The 18,962-nt window shown below is 44.3% G+C and carries 21 protein-coding genes; 20 read left to right on the top strand and 1 reads right to left on the bottom strand.

Translation table 11 applies throughout. From position 1 onward, the window contains the following. The first annotated feature begins 2 nt into the window (after positions 1-2). The 10 genes from BU251_RS08605 (at position 3) to BU251_RS08560 (ending at position 10,018) form a co-directional block, all read left to right on the top strand. A complete protein-coding gene (locus tag BU251_RS08605; RefSeq protein WP_128700775.1) occupies positions 3-569 on the top strand; it encodes an HD-GYP domain-containing protein in 567 nt (188 codons plus the stop codon). Positions 570-717: 148 nt separating this feature from the next. Beyond that, entirely contained in the window at positions 718-1,011 is a 294-nt protein-coding gene (locus tag BU251_RS08600; protein ID WP_228767807.1) for a MarR family winged helix-turn-helix transcriptional regulator, read from the top strand. Then, a complete protein-coding gene (locus tag BU251_RS08595; protein ID WP_128700773.1) occupies positions 1,004-2,209 on the top strand; it encodes a patatin-like phospholipase family protein in 1,206 nt (401 codons plus the stop codon). Before BU251_RS08600 ends, BU251_RS08595 begins: the two co-directional genes overlap by 8 nt. Positions 2,210-2,231: 22 nt before the next feature. After that, positions 2,232-2,981 (top strand): hypothetical protein, encoded by a 750-nt coding sequence (locus tag BU251_RS08590; RefSeq protein WP_128700772.1) that lies wholly within the window; start codon positions 2,232-2,234, stop codon positions 2,979-2,981. A gap of 287 nt (positions 2,982-3,268) precedes the next feature. Then, positions 3,269-4,735, top strand: coding sequence for a HEAT repeat domain-containing protein (locus BU251_RS08585; protein ID WP_128700771.1), 1,467 nt, complete (start codon positions 3,269-3,271; stop codon positions 4,733-4,735). Between the two features lie 21 nt (positions 4,736-4,756). Then, positions 4,757-5,746: a DNA-methyltransferase gene (locus tag BU251_RS08580; protein ID WP_128700770.1), complete on the top strand. Its 990-nt coding sequence runs from the start codon at positions 4,757-4,759 to the stop codon at positions 5,744-5,746. A gap of 27 nt (positions 5,747-5,773) precedes the next feature. Then, the gene (locus BU251_RS08575; RefSeq protein WP_128700769.1) at positions 5,774-6,976 is read left to right on the top strand and encodes an SIR2 family protein; all 1,203 of its coding nucleotides are present in this window, start codon (positions 5,774-5,776) and stop codon (positions 6,974-6,976) included. After that, positions 6,966-8,756 carry an ATP-binding protein gene (locus tag BU251_RS08570; protein WP_128700768.1) on the top strand — a complete coding sequence of 597 codons (1,791 nt, stop codon included), beginning with the start codon at positions 6,966-6,968 and terminating at the stop codon, positions 8,754-8,756. Before BU251_RS08575 ends, BU251_RS08570 begins: the two co-directional genes overlap by 11 nt. Positions 8,757-8,759: 3 nt before the next feature. After that, positions 8,760-8,972 carry a KTSC domain-containing protein gene (locus BU251_RS08565; protein ID WP_128700767.1) on the top strand — a complete coding sequence of 71 codons (213 nt, stop codon included), beginning with the start codon at positions 8,760-8,762 and terminating at the stop codon, positions 8,970-8,972. Between the two features lie 11 nt (positions 8,973-8,983). After that, a complete protein-coding gene (locus tag BU251_RS08560; protein ID WP_128700766.1) occupies positions 8,984-10,018 on the top strand; it encodes a hypothetical protein in 1,035 nt (344 codons plus the stop codon). Positions 10,019-10,036: 18 nt separating this feature from the next. Here the strand turns inward: BU251_RS08560 and BU251_RS08555 are convergent, their stop codons facing one another. After that, complete coding sequence (locus BU251_RS08555; RefSeq protein WP_128700765.1) at positions 10,037-10,420, bottom strand: hypothetical protein; 384 nt, start codon at positions 10,418-10,420, stop codon at positions 10,037-10,039. A gap of 110 nt (positions 10,421-10,530) precedes the next feature. Here BU251_RS08555 and BU251_RS08550 point away from each other — a divergent pair, with 110 nt between their 5' ends. The 10 genes from BU251_RS08550 to BU251_RS08505 all read left to right on the top strand — a co-directional run bounded on the left by BU251_RS08550 (position 10,531) and on the right by BU251_RS08505 (position 18,957). After that, positions 10,531-11,544 carry an SIR2 family protein gene (locus tag BU251_RS08550; protein WP_128700764.1) on the top strand — a complete coding sequence of 338 codons (1,014 nt, stop codon included), beginning with the start codon at positions 10,531-10,533 and terminating at the stop codon, positions 11,542-11,544. Positions 11,545-12,025: 481 nt separating this feature from the next. After that, positions 12,026-12,334, top strand: coding sequence for a DUF134 domain-containing protein (locus tag BU251_RS08545; protein WP_128700763.1), 309 nt, complete (start codon positions 12,026-12,028; stop codon positions 12,332-12,334). Beyond that, positions 12,331-12,909: a rubrerythrin gene (gene rbr, locus BU251_RS08540; RefSeq protein ID WP_128700762.1), complete on the top strand. Its 579-nt coding sequence runs from the start codon at positions 12,331-12,333 to the stop codon at positions 12,907-12,909. Before BU251_RS08545 ends, rbr begins: the two co-directional genes overlap by 4 nt. Positions 12,910-12,923: 14 nt before the next feature. Further along, positions 12,924-13,298, top strand: coding sequence for a NifB/NifX family molybdenum-iron cluster-binding protein (locus tag BU251_RS08535; protein ID WP_128700761.1), 375 nt, complete (start codon positions 12,924-12,926; stop codon positions 13,296-13,298). Further along, positions 13,291-13,479, top strand: coding sequence for a 4Fe-4S dicluster domain-containing protein (locus BU251_RS08530; protein ID WP_164908941.1), 189 nt, complete (start codon positions 13,291-13,293; stop codon positions 13,477-13,479). Before BU251_RS08535 ends, BU251_RS08530 begins: the two co-directional genes overlap by 8 nt. A gap of 14 nt (positions 13,480-13,493) precedes the next feature. Continuing rightward, positions 13,494-13,814: a DsrE family protein gene (locus BU251_RS08525; RefSeq protein ID WP_128700759.1), complete on the top strand. Its 321-nt coding sequence runs from the start codon at positions 13,494-13,496 to the stop codon at positions 13,812-13,814. 13 nt (positions 13,815-13,827) lie between these two features. After that, on the top strand, positions 13,828-14,328 hold the full coding sequence (gene tsaA / locus BU251_RS08520) for a tRNA (N6-threonylcarbamoyladenosine(37)-N6)-methyltransferase TrmO (RefSeq protein ID WP_128700758.1): 501 nt from the start codon (positions 13,828-13,830) through the stop codon (positions 14,326-14,328). Between the two features lie 136 nt (positions 14,329-14,464). Continuing rightward, positions 14,465-15,331 (top strand): glycosyltransferase family 2 protein, encoded by an 867-nt coding sequence (locus BU251_RS08515; protein WP_128700757.1) that lies wholly within the window; start codon positions 14,465-14,467, stop codon positions 15,329-15,331. 159 nt (positions 15,332-15,490) lie between these two features. Beyond that, on the top strand, positions 15,491-16,429 hold the full coding sequence (locus tag BU251_RS08510; RefSeq protein WP_128700756.1) for an ABC transporter ATP-binding protein: 939 nt from the start codon (positions 15,491-15,493) through the stop codon (positions 16,427-16,429). After that, the gene (locus BU251_RS08505; RefSeq protein WP_128700755.1) at positions 16,426-18,957 is read left to right on the top strand and encodes a Gldg family protein; all 2,532 of its coding nucleotides are present in this window, start codon (positions 16,426-16,428) and stop codon (positions 18,955-18,957) included. The genes BU251_RS08510 and BU251_RS08505 overlap by 4 nt, the downstream gene beginning before the upstream one ends. Positions 18,958-18,962 lie beyond the last annotated feature (5 nt).

Raw genomic sequence — 18,962 nt, 5'->3', positions numbered from 1 at the left:
GCATGAAAAATTTTGACACATTGTTTTCAATCGTAAAAATGTTAAGCGAACATGAGGCGGTTTATGCTCATGGAAGTCGGGTTGCTCGGCTTGCGTGTGCTATTGCTCAAAAAATTGGCCACCCCGACGCAGATATTAAGCATATTCATTTTGCAGCAGTCGTTCATGATATTGGAAAGATTCAAATACCGGTGGAGATCCTTAATAAGTGCGGCCCTCTGAATAATGATGAATTTGAGATCATGAAAAAGCATCCGGAGTTGGGCTATTCTCTTTTAAAAGACATAAAGTCCGAATCTATGGCAGCGGAGGTTGCGCTTCAGCACCATGAAAGATTGAATGGTTCAGGATATCCTTTCGGCTTACATGCCGAGGAGATTAATCCTGTTACAAAAATAATTTCAGTTGCCGATGTGGTAGATACGATGGTTTCTCCACAGGTGTATCGGCCAACATTAAATATTGAGGATGCTTTGCAGGAAATTCAACAAAACAGCGGATCACTATACGATTCCGAGGTGGTTGCAGTAGGCATAACTCTTATTGAAAAAGGTGAGTTTTGTGTTTGAAAGGCCGTATTATTTAAAGCTTTCCGAGTTGCTTCAGAGGCTTATGAGGAGTTTACATGTCCATACTAAACGTTATTTTTTATCTCAGAAGATAAGTTTTTTAGAATTTCAAATATTAAATTTCTTAAGTAGCGGCAAGCCGAGCGAGATGAACAAAATAAAAAAAGAACTCTCTGTTAGCGGTGCATTCGCGACCAATCTTGTCGATCGACTTGTTGAACGCAAATTGGTTGTTCGTCATCGGACTGAGAAAGATCGTAGGAAGGTTACTGTCGCGCTTACCGACAAAGGGAGATATTATTTGGCAAAATTAGAAAAGCATAGAAAACGGTTTCTTGAGACGCTCGTTAACGGTCTAAAAGAAAAGGATAAAAAAATAATGGAAAGAGGAATCTCGATACTCGTTGATTCTTTAGAATCTATGGGGAGTTCTCATGTATAAGTGGGTAGGAACAAGAAGGCGGTTATGCTTGTTCAGCATGATCGCTTTTTTTATTTCCGGTTGCGCAAGCGTTCGGCATGCCGTCCCTCCGGATTTATTAAGCAGCGCGCGGGTTTTCGGCATGCAGGATGTCAGGGCATTCAGCGGTATGCCTAGTGATTCTTTCAAAGAAGATTTTATCAAATTATTAGAGCAAGAGAAAAAAGAACAGAGTTCTTTTTTTGACTTTAATAATAGCCAGACTTTATATGCGCTGGCTATTTCAGGAGGAGCTGCTGAGGGCGCATACGGGGCCGGTTTATTAAGTGGTTGGAGTGAATCGGGGGTGCGTCCGGTTTTTAAAGTAGTAACAGGGATTAGCACGGGAGCGATAATTGCGCCAATCGCCTTTCTCGGGAATGAATATGATTACAAGTTAAAAGAGTTTTATACAAAATATTCTACGAGAGATATCGTCCGAATACGAATCCCGTTTATTAATTCTTTTGCAAATACCCGCCCGCTTGAGCGTCTGATTGAGAAATACTTTGATGCAGAATTGATGAAGCAAATAGCTGCTGAGTATGCCAAAGGGTGCAGGCTTTACATCGGAACTACTAATTTAGATGCGCAGCGGCTGGTTATCTGGGATATGGGAAAAATCGCGTCTATAGGAGATGATAAAGCTTTAAAGCTGTTTCGCAAGGTCATATTGGCGTCGGCATCTATCCCGATTGCTTTCCCGCCGGTATATCTGAATGTAGAAGCCAATGATAAGACGTACGACGAGATGCACGTCGACGGCGGCATAACTAGGCAGGTATTTTTTCTGCACGATGTTTTGCAGGGGTTCGACAAGGCTCTTAAAGAGAAGGGGATGGATGCATCTAAGCTTAAATACGCAATCTATGTAATAAGAAACGGCTATGTTGATCCTATCTATAAAGAGGTTCCGGATAGGCTTTCAGCAATTGCTGAGCGTGCGGTTGACACGATAATAAATGCTCAGGGCATAGGCGATCTTTACCAGTTGTACGTTTTTACTAAATATGGAAAGGGAGATTTTAATCTTGCCTATATTCCTGCAACGCATGTGTCAAAAGCAAAAGAGCTTTTTGATCCCGCGGAAATGCGAGAGCTTTATGATCTTGGATTTAAGGAGGCATCGGGAGGCTATCCATGGAGGAAAAGACCTCCGGGCATGGAAGAGTCTAAATAAACCCGCAGGACAAGGATAGGGGATGAAAAAGGGATATTTTTATATAGCGAACAAGAAAGGGAACGGTAGAAGAGCGGGCTTGGTTTTCGTTCTTAATATCGGCAACGGCAGGTTGTTAAAGCTATCTACCTTAAAGTATATTTATAAAGATAATAGCATCCTTGTTGTTTTTACACCGATAACACGCAGCGATGCCCTCGACCTAAAAAAACATATGAAGAAAGAGAGCATTTACAGAAAGACGTTTGATAATCAAATTTGCAAACTACTCGGCGAGATTATTTCCGGAATGCTGAGGCCGAATATAGGGGCGGATCTTGTCATTAGAGAGCTGACGGAAAAGCAGAATAAGGATTACAAAAATTTTGAGTACAAATGCTACGACAAGGTTTATATCCCGGGTACTATACCGATGAGACGAAGCAATGCAGTCGAGGTAAATAATCATAAAATAAAACTCGGCGATTCGGTATTCAAGTTATTCCTCCGTTTGGTGTTGGAATTGAAAAAGAAAAGGGACGGCTGGGTTCATAGGCATAGATTGGGTTCCGACACGATAATTGCTGATGTTGAAAAATTTCAGATTTATAGTAACCTCCGAACGGCTTTAGAAGGTAGCTTGCTGGACAAAGACGGTCAGAAATTTATTGAGAATAACGGATCAAAGCAATACCGCATATCCCTCCACCCTGATTTTATCGACTACGATAGAGAAAAACTTCTTATGCATCCGGACACCGGCATTAGAGATATTGCCAAAAAACTATCTTAGCGGTTGCTTTAGTTTTTCCTTCTCAATCCAGCCTTTTTGTGCTATATTGCTATAAATAAAGGGATATAGCGATTGGAGCACAAAATAGATGAACCGGCAAATAGGCAAAACCAACATGAAAAAGACGACTATTGAAATTAGCGAGGAGCAGTATTTCTTCCTGAAAGAAAAAGCTCTTGAGTTACAAAAACAAAATAAAAGCGCGTCCATTATATCAATTATCCGGGACCTGATTGAAAAGGATCGGAAACAATGGAGAAATAAAAATTAAAACATGAAGGGTTTCTATGGCAAATAGACAGTCATTCAAAACCGATGTAAGCTTTCTAGAAAAAATTTCTATTGGAGCAACAGGGACTAAGAAAGTATTTGATGACTTAAAACGGCAAACCCATGCCCCTATAGAGTTGGAACGTGGGTCAATGAGTTTTAAGATTTGGAAGGGGATTAAAATTAAGCGTGTTCGTGTTCCTGATATCCTTTGTGTGAAATGTGGAAAACGGGTGGAATCAAGAGCAAAAACCAAGTTGCAAATAACCATGTCACATTCAATAGCTAGCCCGGAACGCGGGTGGGATTTTGGTTTGAATGATGAAGATTTTATCGCCTTGGTAAGCTGTAAAAAAGCAGGAGAAGATCCTACAGATTGGAAGGCTTCGGATCTTGTGCAATATATTCAAGTCAATTATTTGAGGAAGGTTTTTCGTGACAAAAAAGTTATTACCGAGAGACCGAAAGGTGTTGAAGAAGGATTTGAAACAAGGATTTCATGGCCATGTGCTGTTGCTAGTTGCGATGGTACAGTGGTAGAGATAAATAACAGAATAAAGTTTAAACGTACTGAAGATAACAGAACAATAAGTCTGAGCTTAAAAAAGAAAAATATCACTATAAAACCTATTGTAACTGTTAATGGCGTTGTTAAACAAGATCAGATCATCGCATCTGTTGTTCCTGTTATTCAAGATTTTAAGTGCTTAGGCGGGAGAGGGGCTTCAGATTATCAGAAAATGTTAAAAAGTACTTCATTAAGTGAAAGATATGCAGCGGCTAAAGCACTTTCATATTTCCCCAAAGATCTGCAAGTGATTAAATCTTTATTGGAGAAAATGGGAGACTCCAAAGATCATATTTATATTCGTTTGGAGGCGGCATCAAGTATTTTGAAGCTTGGGCAGAAAGAAAGCATAGATTTCTTTAAAGAGGTTTTGAGGGATACTTATTTAGAAAATAGGCTGGAAGGTGTTATTATTCTAGGGGAAATTAATAGTAGTTATTCTGCTGAATTGCTCATCCGTGTTTTATTAGATAAAGAGCAGCATCCAGAAATTAGAGCGGGAGCAGCTTGGGCGTTGGGGGAACTCAAGAATAAAGAAGCGCTACAAGCGTTAGTTACGGTATTTGACGATATAAACATCGATGTTAGATCTGAATCTGCTCGGTCGCTTTTCAGGTTGGCAGAGATTTATAGCAAGGAAATTATTGGATTATTCCCAAAGGGCAGCGAAGATGTGCGAGCGGGTATTTCTTGGGCATTGAGCAAAAGCGGTAACTTCTCCGTCAAAGACTTATCTTCTGTAATGAACGATGAAAATTCACGGAAGTGGGTTGCTTGGATAATTGGTTCCCAAAAGCAGGAGAAGTTTATTACGCAAATAGAAGAATTGAAGCAGAAAGATAAAGAGGTGTATTTTGCTGTAACAGTGCTGTGGAAAATTCTTTCGAGTTGGGTGAGCGATTTGGATATTTATTAATAAAAGGAGTTTGCTGGGTCGATGAAATTACCATCTCCATTGTACACAACGCAATATGGGAAGGCTTATGTTGGCGATTCTTTAGAATTGCTTGATTGTCTTTCTGATAATTCTGTCAACCTTGTCATAACATCGCCGCCGTTTGCGTTGCAGAGGCAAAAAGAATACGGTAATAAATCGCAAGAAGATTATGTCGATTGGTTAGCTGTTTTTGCAAAAAAAATCAAGAGAGTAATAAAGAATGATGGCAGTTTTGTTCTTGATCTTGGGGGTGCTTACGAAAAAGGAAGGCCGACCCGGTCGCTTTATAACTACAAAATATTGATTAAATTCTGCGAGGATCTTGGGTTCTTTTTGGCAGAGGAGTTTTTTTGGTTTAATCCTTCGAAATTGCCGTCCCCGATTGAATGGGTTAATAAGCGAAAGATAAGGGCGAAAGACGCTGTTAATACAATATGGTGGTTTTCGAAGTCAGAATATCCCAAGGCTGATATCAAGAAGGTATTAACTCCTTACTCGGAGAGGATGAAACAATTATTGAAGAATAGCGAGAAATTCTATACGCCAAAGAAGAGGCCATCCGGACATGATATTTCTAAAGAGTTTGGCAACGGGAATGGCAATGGTGGCGCCATTCCTCCCAATCTTTTGCAGATATCGAATTCGGAAAGCAATTCAAAATATTTGCGGTTTTGTAAGATAGCGAATATACAAGGACATCCAGCTCGTTTTCCAAGGCAGTTGCCAGAATTTTTTATTAAGTTTCTTACCGATCCGGGTGATGTTGTGTTGGATATATTCGCGGGTTCAAATACCACCGGAGAAGCTGCAGAAGGGCATGGCAGAAAATGGCTGGCTTTTGAGAAAGAAAAAGATTATTTGGCAGCATCGTCTTTCAGGTTTCTTGAAAATAATAAAAGTGATTCAGAAATACAGGGTTTCTATGGTGCCTTGTTAAGCGAAAAAGAGGTAGAAATAAGAAGCAAGCAATCGGCCTTGATTTTTAAATAGTTCTGGGGGGGCTACAAGAGGTGAAATATGGCAAATGAAATATTTTATGACCCACAAAAAGAAATTTGCGAAGTAAGAAATCAGCTTTCTTATGTTAAAAGAATTGGATTCTTGTTGGGGGCCGGGACTTCGAAGGCATTAAATATATCCGATCTCGCTGGGCTAACAAAAAAAGTTCGAGAGAAGCTGGGAGAGAAACAAAAGAATATCTTAAAAAATGTCGAAACTGGATTAAGCGTAAAAGAAGGTGACGATCCATTAACGATTGAGCAGATTCTTGATCAAGTACGTTTGATTCGACAGCTTGCAAATGATAGCCCGGACAGAAATTTTGAGAAGGTAAGCGGAAAAGATGCTCTCGATTTGGATATGGAAATATGCAATCGTATTTACGAGATTATAGGCGAAGAGGAGAGAAGTGTTGATTTATCGCATACAAAGAAATTTGTGACATGGTTAAATTGGTTGAGTAGAGATTATGCCAAAGAAGTTTTTACTACCAATTATGACCTGGTTGTTGAGAAGGCGCTAGAGAGTTTGCATATCCCCTATTTTGATGGATTTGTCGGTGCTTATCAGCCGTTCTTTTTTCCGGAGAGTCTTGAGAGCAAGAATACATACGATATTCCACCGGTTTCTTGGATAAGATTTTGGAAGCTACATGGCTCGATCAATTGGTTCTGGAAGAAAAATGCTAAAGGGAAACCCAACAAAGTTGTTCGACTTGGGATTGAATCGAAAAAATCTAACAATGAAAATGAGTTGGTAATTTATCCGTCAAAAGAAAAGTACGAGACTTCTAGAAAACAACCTTTCATCGCTTATTTTGATCGGCTTAGAACTTTTCTACAGGATGGAGAGGGAATTTTTGTTATAAACGGATATTCTTTTTCTGATGAGCATATAAATGCCGTAATTATTGATAGTTTGAAACAAAATAACAGACTTCATATTATAGGATTTTTCTTTTCCGACGACGATTTGGCGAAAATAAGCGAACTCGGGACTTTTCTGAACTTTACAGCAATCGGACCCCGAAAAGCTATAATTAGAGGTTTCTTGGGCGAGTGGAAGAAAAATAAGACAGACCATTTGTTAGATGCTTGTTGGGATGTTGGCGGCAATCGTCTAAAAATAGGAGATTTCAAAGAAATGGTCAGGTTTTTAATGGAGATATCTGGTAAGCAGGAAAAAATCGAAGAGGTTGTGAAGGAATCAAATGATAAATGAAATTACATATTTAGGCAAAGTAATTAATGTTAATAGTTCAAGCATTGAAGTTGAGATTTCTCGAGATATCCCTTCAGCAACGCCGATTATTAATGGGCGGCTATATAAGCTTGGACAAATTGGGACATTTGTAAAAATTCCGGTAGGGGGACTGACGTTGTTTGGGATAGTTTCTTCTGTCAGCAATACCCCTTCCTTAATTGAAGTCAACAAGTACGAGCCGGATTATGGTTCCAGATTTTTGCAGGTTCAGCTTATTGGTGAACAATTGGGAGGAGATGTATTTAAAAAGGGAGTAGGGACATATCCCACGATTAATGATGAAGTCCATATTGTAACAGAAGATGACCTTAGAATTATTTACGGTGATCATAGCGCAGGGACGATTGAGATAGGGAAACACTCTTCTTCTGAGAATCTTCCTGTTTATTTGGATCTGCATAATTTTATCTTGCGACACAGCGCTATTCTCGGCTCTACCGGTAGTGGTAAATCAAATACGACTGCACATATTCTAAAGCGCATTTTGAATGACTACCCAGGTTCGAGGGTGGTTTTGGTTGATACTCATGGAGAGTATTCTTCTGCATTTGGAACAGAGGCTAAGGTATTCAAGATAAATGACGACCAAAGTCCTTTGTATATTCCTTTTTGGGCAATGTCTTTTGATGAGCTTTCGTTTTTCTTGGTTGGAAGACAAGCCGGTAGCGAAAAACCAGAGGACAAGAAATTGCGCGAAGCAGTTGTTAAACTAAAGAAAGATAATGCATCCAGGTTGAAGGCGGGTAATGTCAATGTGGATTTTGTTACCGCGGATTCACCCATCCCATTCGACATAAGGAAGATGTGGTATGACTTTAACAGGGAAATTAATGCAACCTATTCTGAGGCTACAGCCGACAAGCAGACAAAAGATAAAGAAGAGTTGGAGGCAGAGGGAGATCCACAAAAATTAATACCGGCAAGATTTAAACCTTATTCTATGGGAGCCGTCGCGCCTTTTAAATCTAAAGAACAGACGATGTATGCTTACGAAATGAAAATACTCTCTCGTCTGAAAGATACGCGCTTTGACTTTATGTTTAATCCCGGAGATTTTTATGATACTACAAGCAAGCATGACATAGATCAACTTCTCCGTGACTGGATTGATCATGCCCAGCGTCTTACCATATTGGATTTAAATGAGGTGCCTTTCGAGTTAATCGATATAACGGTAGGTTTAATAACACGGTTAATTTTTGATTCAATGTATTGGGGTAGACATGAAGATTATACCGGAAGGAACCGAGCAATATTGATGGTTTTCGAAGAGGCGCATTCTTATTTACCAAAGAATGAAAGCAGTTCGCATATATATGGGTATGCAAGGCGCTCTGTTGAAAAGATATATAAGGAAGGGCGGAAATTTGGCGTCGGAGCAATGGTTGTAACTCAAAGGCCGTCAGAAATTTCGGAGACAATTCTTGCTCAAGTAGGCACATTCGTTGCATTGAGGCTTACCAATAGTAGTGACAAAAATAACGTTCAATCTGCCTCACCTAATAATATGAATAGTTTAATGGAGCTTTTGCCATCCTTAAGGATTGGTGAAGCGATAATTGTTGGCGAGGCAATAAATATCCCTTCGAGGGTTAGAATTGAACTTGTGGAACCTCGGCCGAGCAGCAATGATCCTAAGCTGGTTGAAGGTTGGCGCAAGAAGTTTACTGTAAAAGCAGAGCACTACAAGAATATTGTTAAGGCTTGGAGAGAACAAAAACATCTGAAAAAGGGGTAAAAAATGGAAATGATACCAGTTAATTCTTCTAATTTGGCGGCTATAGGATATGATCCCGACTCAGCAGTGTTGTATATTGAATTTAAGGACGGCTCAGCCTATGAATATTTTGATGTTCCTCAACATGAATATGATGGCTTGATGGCGGCCGACTCTCATGGGACGTATGCACACCAAAATATTTATAAGCGATATCGGCAGAATAAAATTCGATAGAAGGAGTGGCGATGGCTGTTATTAATTTAAATCAGAAGCTAGGCAGGATAGAGATAAAAGATTTTGAGTTATCGAATAACGTAGTTTTTAATTTTTTTAATAATATCCCAGTAGATGAGAGGGACGAAAAGCTCATCCGTGCAATTTATATAGGGGTATTAGCATTAATGGAAGATAGGATTTCTGCTTTTCTTGCCAAGACGACGAATGAACTTGGGACTGAGCTAGAGAGTTTGAAAATGATTTTTGAAATGAAAAAGGAGTTATTTTATAAGACAACCGTAAAGGGGTTTGTTGCAGAAGACCAAGTAGCGGAATTCTTAAATAACTACTTTACGTCAAGAAGAATTAACGATAAAGCCGTTTTGATTGGAAATGCTACTGGTGTTTTGCCAAAGAATAAAACAGGAGATATTATTTGTGAGCTAAACGGGGACCCAAGTTTAAGGATAGCCATTGAATGCAAATTTGATAAGAGTATAAGGCTTGGGGATATTGAGTCCAAGGATATTTTTACAAAAAAGATGGACACAGCTTGGAGTCAGTTATTAGAAGCCCAAGTTAACAGGGACTCTAAGGTTGGCATAATTGTTTTTGATATATCGTTAATTGATAATAGCATTCTGAAAGCATATGAAAATGTTGGTTATATTAAGGGTATTGGTTTCGTTGCAGTGATCAATTCTCAGTCCGGTGACTATTCGAACCTTGCGATCGCATATATGTTGGCTCGGGATATTGCGTTGAATGCCAAAGGCGTGGAATTGGATACGAAATTTCTTTCTATGATTATCAATCGCATTATCAAGGACATTAATGATATCTTGAACGTTAAAAGACTTGTAGAGGCGAATATAGCAAACAATAAAGAGATTTTGAAACAGTTAGAAAGAAGTATGATGCTTATGGAATTCAATCAGGCATATTTAACCAAGTTTCTTAAAGATGGAAAATTAAGTAAGAAGGATATGCTCGATTTCTACTTAGGCGAAGATGTTAGAGACAAATACCGTGCTTTAGAAAAAGAGATAGATAATATTCAATAATATAAAGGGCAAAGATATCTAAATTCTCGGTAATAGACGATCGATTTCTTTTCGTCGTTCTTTCTCGGTTTTCAGGCGAGAGATTTGCAATAGTCTTCGACCGGTGAAGATTTTTAGGATTTCCGGATTGTCGCATGATCTCATGTTTTCGACGAAATCGGCCGGTAACTGATTGATTATTTTCAATAAGTGTGCTAACTTGGATTCTGAAATTTTTAACTCTTTACGGGTTTGTGCCCAAGTTATTCTGGAAGTACCGTTATTAATGAAGGCTTGAAGTTTGAGGCCTTCGTAGATAACATTTTGATAAATTCGCTTTGCCCGCTGAGGTTTCTCAGGCAAAGGATCGCCAAAACGGATTAATTGTTTCTTGCTCCTGCGAGTGTAAATTCTCACAACCATATGTATCACTTGGAGTTGTGAAGTTCGTCTGGCGTCCAGTTCGGGCAGTTTTATTTATCTAACTCTCTGTGATTTAATAAATTACAGAGAGTTTTGTTCTGAGGAAAGAGATGAAAAGGATATTTATGTTAGGAGCTGGATTTTCTGTCCCGGCAGGTCTGCCTGCTATCAGCAATCTCTTCGCAGAATTAAGAAGATTTTACTGTGAGGATTTAAGAGACAGAAATTTGCCATGCCTTCAAGAATTTGAAAAAGAATATGCCGTCGTGGATGCGATGCTTTATCCATCTGGAGAACCAGAGACTAATTTTGAAAAATTCATTAGTTTGTTAGACGCCGGTTTAAAAGAAGGAATACTGGTAGAACAATATTCCTTTGTTAGGAAAGGCTGGTTATTGATTCTTGCCTTCTATCTTAATGAAAAAGTTGAAAATAAGCAGAGAACGGATTTTTATAATTCATTTGTTGCAAGATTGAATCCTGCTCAAGATCTAATTTTTACATTTAACTGGGACTGTCTCTTAGAATCAGTGTTGGACGAGCTAGGCATCGGTTGGCAGTATAGGAATACACAAGGATATTCTGGCAGAGAATTAACGATTTATAAGTTGCATGGCTCCGTTAATTGGTTTTTCTTCCCTCCACATTTAAGGCCGAGAGGCGATTTTTATAAACAAATGCAAAATGACGATATTAGCAAGGGTCGTATATATTATTGTGCGTTACGAGGATTGAGAGATACCATCGAACAGTTTGAGTTACAAACAAACGCAATTCCCTTCATTGTTCCACCCACTTACTTTAAAGTTTTTGAGGGGATTCATGATCTTTGGTCTAAAGCCTTCGAAGAATTAAAGAAGGCAGATGAAATTAATATAATAGGTTATTCTTTCCCCGAATTAGACTTCTTCGCCGAGCTCACTATTAGGATGGGCATATCAAGCAATAGGACTACTCATCTGGAGGAAGGCCAGTATATTCGGCCAATTAAAGTTAAAGTATTTGATCAATCGCAGCAAGTTGCTGATAACATAGGGAAAAAGGTTAGTTGTAGGGGGCTAACTTTTGAGCCAAAGCAAATGGATTTTCTTGGGGTAGCCTCTTGGGATGGCTCGATAACTTAGAACACAGAAGAATATTCTGGCTGGAGCAGCCAGTTGCGAAACTCGTCCAATAGGGGCAGCCAAATTTTTACTCTGTAAAAATTTGGCGTCCTTCGCAAGGCCAAAAAATCTCAGCGGATTTTTTGGCCGAGAGTGCGAAGGGCAGCCAAATTTTGAGCCTCGGGTTTATCCCGGGGCTCAAATTTTTTAAAGGGACCCGCTTGGAAAAAAGGGTTGTTAAGGGGAAAGACCGTTTCCCCTTAAGAGGCGCTGAGAAGATCGAGGGAGGGGTGACAGGAGCGAATCCGCGCAAGCGGATGAGCCCGCCAGAGGGGGGACCGTTAGGTTCCCCATGGGGAGCGAGGTGGAAACCGAGCGACCCAAGCGGGGCAGCCATTCTTGCCCCCTGCGATCCAATCCATCGCAGGGGTTTTGTTTTGTCTTGACGGGGTGCCAGAGAGGTGTTATTATTGGCATATGCCAATAACTAACGGGACGGGATATGCCCAGACCTTGCCGTTGTAGACGAATAAGATGCAGCCCTGATACGAGCTACTTCAAGCCCCGCGGCATTCCGGTGGATGACTTAGAGGAGGTCCACCTGACCTTAGACGAGCTGGAGGCAATAAGGCTTGCAGATTTTGAAGAGCTGTATCAGGAAGACGCAGCCAAGAAAATGAACATCTCCCGCCAGACTTTCGGCAACATCATCCAGGCGGCCCATAGAAAGATCGCGGATGTTCTTATCCATGCCAAGGCATTAAAGATAGAGGGCGGCGTCGTCAAGATCGACAAAGGAGGACGGCGATGAACAAGTCGGTTAAAGGGTCAAAGACGGAAAAAAACCTTCTGGCGGCATTTGCCGGAGAATCCCAGGCCAGGAACAGGTATACGTATTTTGCTTCGGCCGCCAGAAAAGAAGGCTATGAACAGATCGCCAATATTTTTATCAAGACGGCGGAAAACGAAAAAGAGCACGCCAAGGTATTTTTTAAATACCTGGAAGGCGGAGACGTAGAGATCACGGCGTCCTATCCCGCCGGGGCGATCAGGGACACCAGGAATAACCTGCAGGAGGCCGCGGCCGGCGAAAACCTGGAATGGACGACGCTTTATGCGGATTTCGCCAAGACGGCCAAAGACGAAGGCTTTCCGGAGATAGCGCGTTCTTTTGAGCAGATCTCAAAAGTAGAAAAATTCCACGAGGCAAGGTACAGGAAGCTTATCAACAACATCGCCCATGGCGAAGTCTTCAGGAGACAGATGGTGGTCAAGTGGCATTGCATCAATTGCGGTTATGTCTTTGAGGGCCCCGAAGCCCCCAGGGAGTGCCCTGCGTGCAAACACCCGCAGGCGTTTTATGAAATTCTAAGCGAAAATTACTGAACAAGGGAGATGAAATGAAAATCTGCATACCGACAGGAAGCAGGGAAGGGTTGTATGCCAAGGTGCATGGTCATTTTGGCAGCGCGCCGTTTTTTACGATTTACGATACGGAAAACAAGAGTGTCCGCGTCGTCGATAATACGAATGCCCATCACTCCCATGGGATGTGTCATCCGATCGGCGTCCTGGGGACCTCGTCGATAGACGCCGTTGTGTGCCTGGGAATGGGGGCAAGGGCCGTGCAGAAGCTCAACGAAGCCGGCCTCAAGGCGTTTCGCGCGAACGCCGAAACGGTCGCAGAGATCATAGAAAAGTTTAAGGCGCAAGAGCTGGAAGAGGTAACTGTTGAGAATGCCTGCGCGCAGCACGGCTGCCACCCGCATGAATAGGATCGTTATGATTAACGAAGAACGCTGTATCGGCTGCGGGGCTTGTGTATCGCTTTGCCCGAAGAAAATCCTATATATCGATACAAAAGGCGGAAAATGCAAGGTCGCCGATGAATCGAAATGCGACCGCCTGCGCGGTTGTGTCAAGATTTGTCCGGTTCAAGCCATGAAGATCGCTTAAACCAGGAGGTTTGGATGAAGATCGGAATTATCATCTCAACCAACGATGCGGAGACCTGCTGGAATGCCCTTCGGTATGCGAATTTCTGTCTTGGACAGAAGGACGAAGTTAAGATTTTTTTGACAGGAAAGGGCGTCGAATACCAGAAGATAAGCACCGAGAAATTTAATACGATCGATCAAGCCGAGAAATTCTTGGAATCCGGAGGCAAGATTCTTGCCTGCGGCACATGCATCAAATCCCGCGATCAGGAAGGCTCGGAGATGTGTCCGATCAACACTATGAGAGACATGTATGAGATCATCAAGGAAAGCGACAAAGTTGTGACGTTCTGAAAAGAACACGACAATGAAAAAGATCATAATCAGGCCGATTGGTATAATTCGAACGCCCTATAAGACGCACAAAGGCATGCCCATCCAGGGAAAATTCAAGCCAAAAATTAAAGGAAAGGCAATTCTTTTGCAAAAATACGTGGAAGGATTAAAAGACCTAGAGGGTTTTTCTCATGCGATTCTCCTTTGGCATATCCACAAGTCTAAAGAAGAAAGGCTGCTGACAAAACCATTCATGGAAGACGTTATCCATGGAGTCTTCTCTACGAGAAACCCCCACCGGCCGAACCATATCGGGTTTTCCATCGTCAAAATAGAAAAGATAAGAAATAACGTCATGACGTTCTCTGAAGTGGATATGCTGGATGGAACGCCCTTGCTTGACATCAAGCCCTACATGGCAGAAGTGGATACAAGGGAAAATGTTAGGACCGGCTGGGCACAGAAACATCTGACAAAGGGCAGGCTGCCTACAAAGGCCATTCATGGTAAGCTGGTCGATCAACGCGTTTGAGCGACAGTCGCACGCGAAGGGCGCTTGAGCTTCCTAACCCCCTGCAATGAAATACGTTGTAGGGGGTTTTGTTTTGGGGTAAAATAAAAAAATCGTATTCCTTAGGGGCCAACTGTTGCCTTCAGCGAAAAAACATATGCCTTCTCTGGTCAGCGTCATCATTCCTACATATAACCGGGCCGCCGTCGTTACGCGCGCGATCAAAAGTGTCTTGGCGCAGGAATACGAGCCCCTGGAGATCATCGTGGTCGACGATGCATCCGCTGACGAGACACACCAGGTGGTCGATGGGCTGCGGGATGCGCGGATCCGCTATATTGCCCGCAGCGAAAATAAGGGCGCCGCCGCCGCGCGCAACACAGGCATCCAGGCGGCCCAGGGCACGTTTATCGCCTTTCTCGATTCCGACGACGAATATCTCCCGGGGAAGCTGGGCGCGCAGGTGCGCGCCTTTGAAGCGCTGAGTGCGGCGACCGGTCTTGTCTTTGTGAATTATTGCGAGATCGGCCGCAACAAAAGCGCCAGATTTCCCCCAGAAATCAAATCCGGATACGTCCATGTCGGCCGGCATTTTCCCGCTTCGATCTATTGTAATCCTCCCAGCGCCTGGATGGTGCGCAAGAGTTGTTTTGATAGCGCAGGACTTTTTGATGAGGGGCTCTGGACCTTGGAAGACCTCGATATGTTCGCGCGGCTGGTGCGCAAGGTCCCGGCGTATTTCCTGGCCGACATCCTGCTGCGCAAACATGTATACACCTGCCAGAAGGGCAAAGTCCCGGACAAATACGCCGAGCAGACAGGGGAACGCATCCTTCAAAAGTGGCTGCCGGAGATGCGGCGCGACAGGCGCTTTCTTTTTAAATTCTACACCATGATGGCCAAGGACATGGCGCGCGCCGGCAAGACACAGAAGGCTTGCCGTTTTCTGCGCCAGGCGTACTTTCTTAATCCGCTGAGATTTGATATGTTGGGGAGGATGGTGAAGCTGATCCGCCGAAAATAAGCACTATCGTTACCTTTTGTCAGAATTTCCCGGTCGCCGCGGACGGGCGAGGCTTGCCCGCGGGCGCCAGGAAGAAAGACATACTGAAGCGCGCCCGGACGGGCGCGCGAGAACAGCCTCGTTCTTGACAAAATAATTCCTTTTTTTATAATTAAAAGGATGATTACTTCAAAAAATCTTTCCATGCATTACGGCTCGACCATCGCCCTCGATGACGTCTCTTTCGACGTCAACGAGAAAGAGATCGTGGGTCTACTGGGGCCCAATGGCGCCGGCAAAACCACGCTCATGCGGATCCTGACGACCTTTATTTATCCCACCCGCGGGACGGCTGTTGTGGACGGCCACGATGTGACGCAAGACCCTTTGGCTGTCCGCAAGATCATCGGCTATCTGCCGGAGACCCCTCCTTTGTATATGGACATGCGCGTCGATGAGTTCATTGATTTTGTCGGCCGTTCGCGCGGGTTGTCCGGCCACGAATTGAAGAAGAGGATAGACTGGGTCGTTGAAGCGACAAAAATAGCCGGTGTCTGGAAGCATGTGGTCTGCGAGCTTTCCCTGGGATACCGCCAAAGGGTGGGCCTGGCGCAGGCATTGGTTCATGACCCCCGCGTGGTGATCCTCGATGAACCGACATCGGGCCTGGACCCGATGCAGATCATCGGCATTCGTCAGCTTATCAAAGAGCTGGCCAAGACGAAGACAATCATTTTTTCCACCCATATCCTTCAGGAGGCGTCGGCCGTGGCGGACAGGCTTATCATCATCGATCGCGGCAAAGTCATCGCCAACAATACCCCCGCTGAATTGAAGAAGATCAAGGGCAAGGAGAGCCTCGTCTATGTGACGCTCACGGCGCCCAAGAACGAGGCGTTTGTGGTTCTAAGGTCTATCCCCGGCGTCAGAGACATTAAGGTTGCCGGGGAGTCTGGCTCACATGTGAGATTTTTGTGCACGACCTCCTCGTTTGACGAGGTCGGCATCTTTGTCAATCAGGCGGTTAAGCAAAGAGGATGGGTTTTGAAAGAGCTCGCATTGCAGGAGCCTTCCTTAGAGGAGGTTTTCCTGAGTCTTTTTAAGACGGCGGACAAATGAACATCGCAAATATCGGGACCACTTTCAGAAGGGAAACGGGCGCTTATTTCAATTCCGCGATCGCCTACATCTACCTCGTTGTGTTTGTGGCGATCAACAACGGTTTGTTCATGACGCAGTTTTTCCTCTTGGGCAAGGCGGATATGAGGTTGTTTTTCAACAATTTGCCGTTCACCCTCTTTATTTTTATCCCGGTGATCACGATGCGCCTATGGGCCGAGGACCGCAAAGAGAATACCTTCGAGCTCCTCATGACTTTTCCGATGAACCCCCTGGAGCTGGTGATCGGGAAATTTTTGGCAAGTCTCGTTTTTTACGCCGTCGCATTGCTGAGTTCCTTCGCCATTCCCGTCGTGCTGTTGATGACCGGAAAACCCGACATGGGCGTGGTCTTCAGCGGCTATCTGGGGGCGCTTTTTGTCGGAGGGCTCTTTCTTTCGATCGGCATTTTTATTTCCGGGCTGACAAAGGAACAGATCGTGGCGTTCGTCCTGACGGTCTTGAGCTGTTTTATGGTCTATTTTCTCGGCACGGATCTTTTCGCTTCGTTGATCGACGGATGGATCGCGGGCGCGGGAACGTTCATCATGAATACCCTTGGCGCCGCCTCTCACCTCGATGGTTTCCATAAAGGCGTTATCGACATCAAGGACATCATTTACTTTGCCGTGGGTTGCGGCATCTTCATTTTCCTTAACAGCTTGTTCTTCGAGGGCCGGTATCGTCCGAAATCACGGCTTGTTTTCGGCACCGCCGTCGTCGTCGGCCTGGCCATCATGGTTGTCTTCAATTGGCTGGTCCATGATCTCCAATGGGGCCGTTTTGACGTGACGGAAGGGAAGATTTATACCGTTTCCCCGGCCTCCAAGAGAATCCTTGATCAGCTGAAAGCACCCGTGGAGATCAGGGTTTATCTGACGCCGCCGGCCAAAATGCCGACCATGATGAAGACGATGGAGGAGGAGATCGCCGGAAGGCTCAAAGAGCTCAAGCTTGTTTCCGACAATAAGCTGGATTACAAGATTATCCATATCGACGCGGCCAAGTTGATCGAGCAAGCCAAGGGGCCGGACGAGAAGGTCGCCGCTGTGGCAAATAAGCAAGAGGAAGGTTCCTTGGAGCGTTCTTTGGAAGAAAAGGGCATTGTGCCGTTCCAGGTGGAGAGCATTGACAGGGATGAGGTGGGCGTCAAGCTCGTCTATGCCGCCATGACCATCGATTATAAGGAAAAAGGCGAGGAACTCCTGCCGCGCATCGTCCCGCAAACGCTGCCGGACCTCGAATATCTTCTCTTGTCGCGCATCGTCAAGATGACATTCGACCACAAGCCGAAGATTGTGCTGTTCTCGCCCTTGAGGGGGGCCGACGTAACCCCGGAAATGAACCAGCTCTTGTTCAAGCTCGGCAAGGCCTCGCCGCAGTACGAAGACGATTACAAGAACATCGCGCCATTGGTCAGCAATAACGGCTATGATTATCAACGCGTCGCCTTGACCGAGGGAGATCCTCTGCCGCCGGATGCGACCGAACTTTTGGTGATCAATCCCGGTTCCCTCAATGCCCGCCAGTTGTATGAGATCAATAAATATCTCTACCAGGGGGGATCGGTCATTGTCGCCGCCCAAGGATATGATTATGCTTTCCAGATGGTGCCGCCGCGGGGTGTCCAAGTCCAGCCGTTCAAGCTCAGCCTCGATATCAATAATCTTCTTGGTAAATGGGGGATAAAGATCAACGAAGATATGCTGATGGACGAGAGCAGCGATATCGTCAATGTTTCGACGGAGCAGCGGGTCGGCCCGTTTGCAGTTTCGATACCCGTCAAGGTGCCGAACCAGATCCTGGTGCGGCAGGACACGATGAATTCCAAGCTGCCTTTGATGCGCCGTCAGCCCGCTTTCCTTTATATGTGGGGATCGGCTTTGGATGTGGCCGACGAAGTGGTCAAATCGTTAAATTTGAGCCCCACCGTCTTGTTTACCTCCAGCGCCGAGAGCTGGAAGGTCCCTTATACCGGCGGATTACTGAAGCCGGATGCCCTTGGATTTTTAAAAGCGGACACCGGGGGAAAATTCGTTCTAGGCATGATTTTACAGGGTCAGTTTACGAATACATTTGCAGACCAGGGTGTGCCGCCGTGGCCCAGCAAGATCGATGTGTCGTCGAATGCTTCTCAGGCAGAGGCGGTGCCGCCTCAGAAGGCAGAAGAAAAGCTTGAGCCCAGGCCTGGTAAGCTTGTTGTCGTGGGTTGCTCCAAGATGTTCTCGGACAGTCTGATCGGCAATCCCGCCAACCTGAGTCTTTTTGCCAATCTGGTGGATAGCCTTGCGTTGGGAGAAGATGTGGTCCAGATCCGTTCCAAGACCGAAGTGAGCCGCGATATCAAGAAGCTTTCCGATGCGCAGAAGCTGGGGCTAAGGTTCATGGCCGTCGTTCTTGTGCCGATCCTGTGGATCGGCTTTGCATCTCTGAGACTTTTCCTGCGCCGCAAAGAAAAGCAGTTCTATCTCATGGCGCACAGCCGTTAGCCCGC

The organism is Candidatus Velamenicoccus archaeovorus (assembly GCF_004102945.1).
Taxonomy (GTDB): Bacteria; Omnitrophota; Gorgyraeia; order Velamenicoccales; family Velamenicoccaceae; genus Velamenicoccus; species Velamenicoccus archaeovorus.
This window is presented reverse-complemented; position numbering and strand designations above follow the sequence as displayed.

Coding starts and splice junctions, on each gene's coding strand:
- BU251_RS08605 (WP_128700775.1), top strand. CDS start 3: ATGAAAAATTTTGACACATTGTTTTCAATCGTAAAAATGTTAAGCGAA.
- BU251_RS08600 (WP_228767807.1), top strand. CDS start 718: ATGAACAAAATAAAAAAAGAACTCTCTGTTAGCGGTGCATTCGCGACC.
- BU251_RS08595 (WP_128700773.1), top strand. CDS start 1,004: ATGTATAAGTGGGTAGGAACAAGAAGGCGGTTATGCTTGTTCAGCATG.
- BU251_RS08590 (WP_128700772.1), top strand. CDS start 2,232: ATGAAAAAGGGATATTTTTATATAGCGAACAAGAAAGGGAACGGTAGA.
- BU251_RS08585 (WP_128700771.1), top strand. CDS start 3,269: ATGGCAAATAGACAGTCATTCAAAACCGATGTAAGCTTTCTAGAAAAA.
- BU251_RS08580 (WP_128700770.1), top strand. CDS start 4,757: ATGAAATTACCATCTCCATTGTACACAACGCAATATGGGAAGGCTTAT.
- BU251_RS08575 (WP_128700769.1), top strand. CDS start 5,774: ATGGCAAATGAAATATTTTATGACCCACAAAAAGAAATTTGCGAAGTA.
- BU251_RS08570 (WP_128700768.1), top strand. CDS start 6,966: ATGATAAATGAAATTACATATTTAGGCAAAGTAATTAATGTTAATAGT.
- BU251_RS08565 (WP_128700767.1), top strand. CDS start 8,760: ATGGAAATGATACCAGTTAATTCTTCTAATTTGGCGGCTATAGGATAT.
- BU251_RS08560 (WP_128700766.1), top strand. CDS start 8,984: ATGGCTGTTATTAATTTAAATCAGAAGCTAGGCAGGATAGAGATAAAA.
- BU251_RS08555 (WP_128700765.1), bottom strand. CDS start 10,420: ATGGTTGTGAGAATTTACACTCGCAGGAGCAAGAAACAATTAATCCGT.
- BU251_RS08550 (WP_128700764.1), top strand. CDS start 10,531: ATGAAAAGGATATTTATGTTAGGAGCTGGATTTTCTGTCCCGGCAGGT.
- BU251_RS08545 (WP_128700763.1), top strand. CDS start 12,026: ATGCCCAGACCTTGCCGTTGTAGACGAATAAGATGCAGCCCTGATACG.
- rbr (WP_128700762.1), top strand. CDS start 12,331: ATGAACAAGTCGGTTAAAGGGTCAAAGACGGAAAAAAACCTTCTGGCG.
- BU251_RS08535 (WP_128700761.1), top strand. CDS start 12,924: ATGAAAATCTGCATACCGACAGGAAGCAGGGAAGGGTTGTATGCCAAG.
- BU251_RS08530 (WP_164908941.1), top strand. CDS start 13,291: ATGAATAGGATCGTTATGATTAACGAAGAACGCTGTATCGGCTGCGGG.
- BU251_RS08525 (WP_128700759.1), top strand. CDS start 13,494: ATGAAGATCGGAATTATCATCTCAACCAACGATGCGGAGACCTGCTGG.
- tsaA (WP_128700758.1), top strand. CDS start 13,828: ATGAAAAAGATCATAATCAGGCCGATTGGTATAATTCGAACGCCCTAT.
- BU251_RS08515 (WP_128700757.1), top strand. CDS start 14,465: ATGCCTTCTCTGGTCAGCGTCATCATTCCTACATATAACCGGGCCGCC.
- BU251_RS08510 (WP_128700756.1), top strand. CDS start 15,491: ATGATTACTTCAAAAAATCTTTCCATGCATTACGGCTCGACCATCGCC.
- BU251_RS08505 (WP_128700755.1), top strand. CDS start 16,426: ATGAACATCGCAAATATCGGGACCACTTTCAGAAGGGAAACGGGCGCT.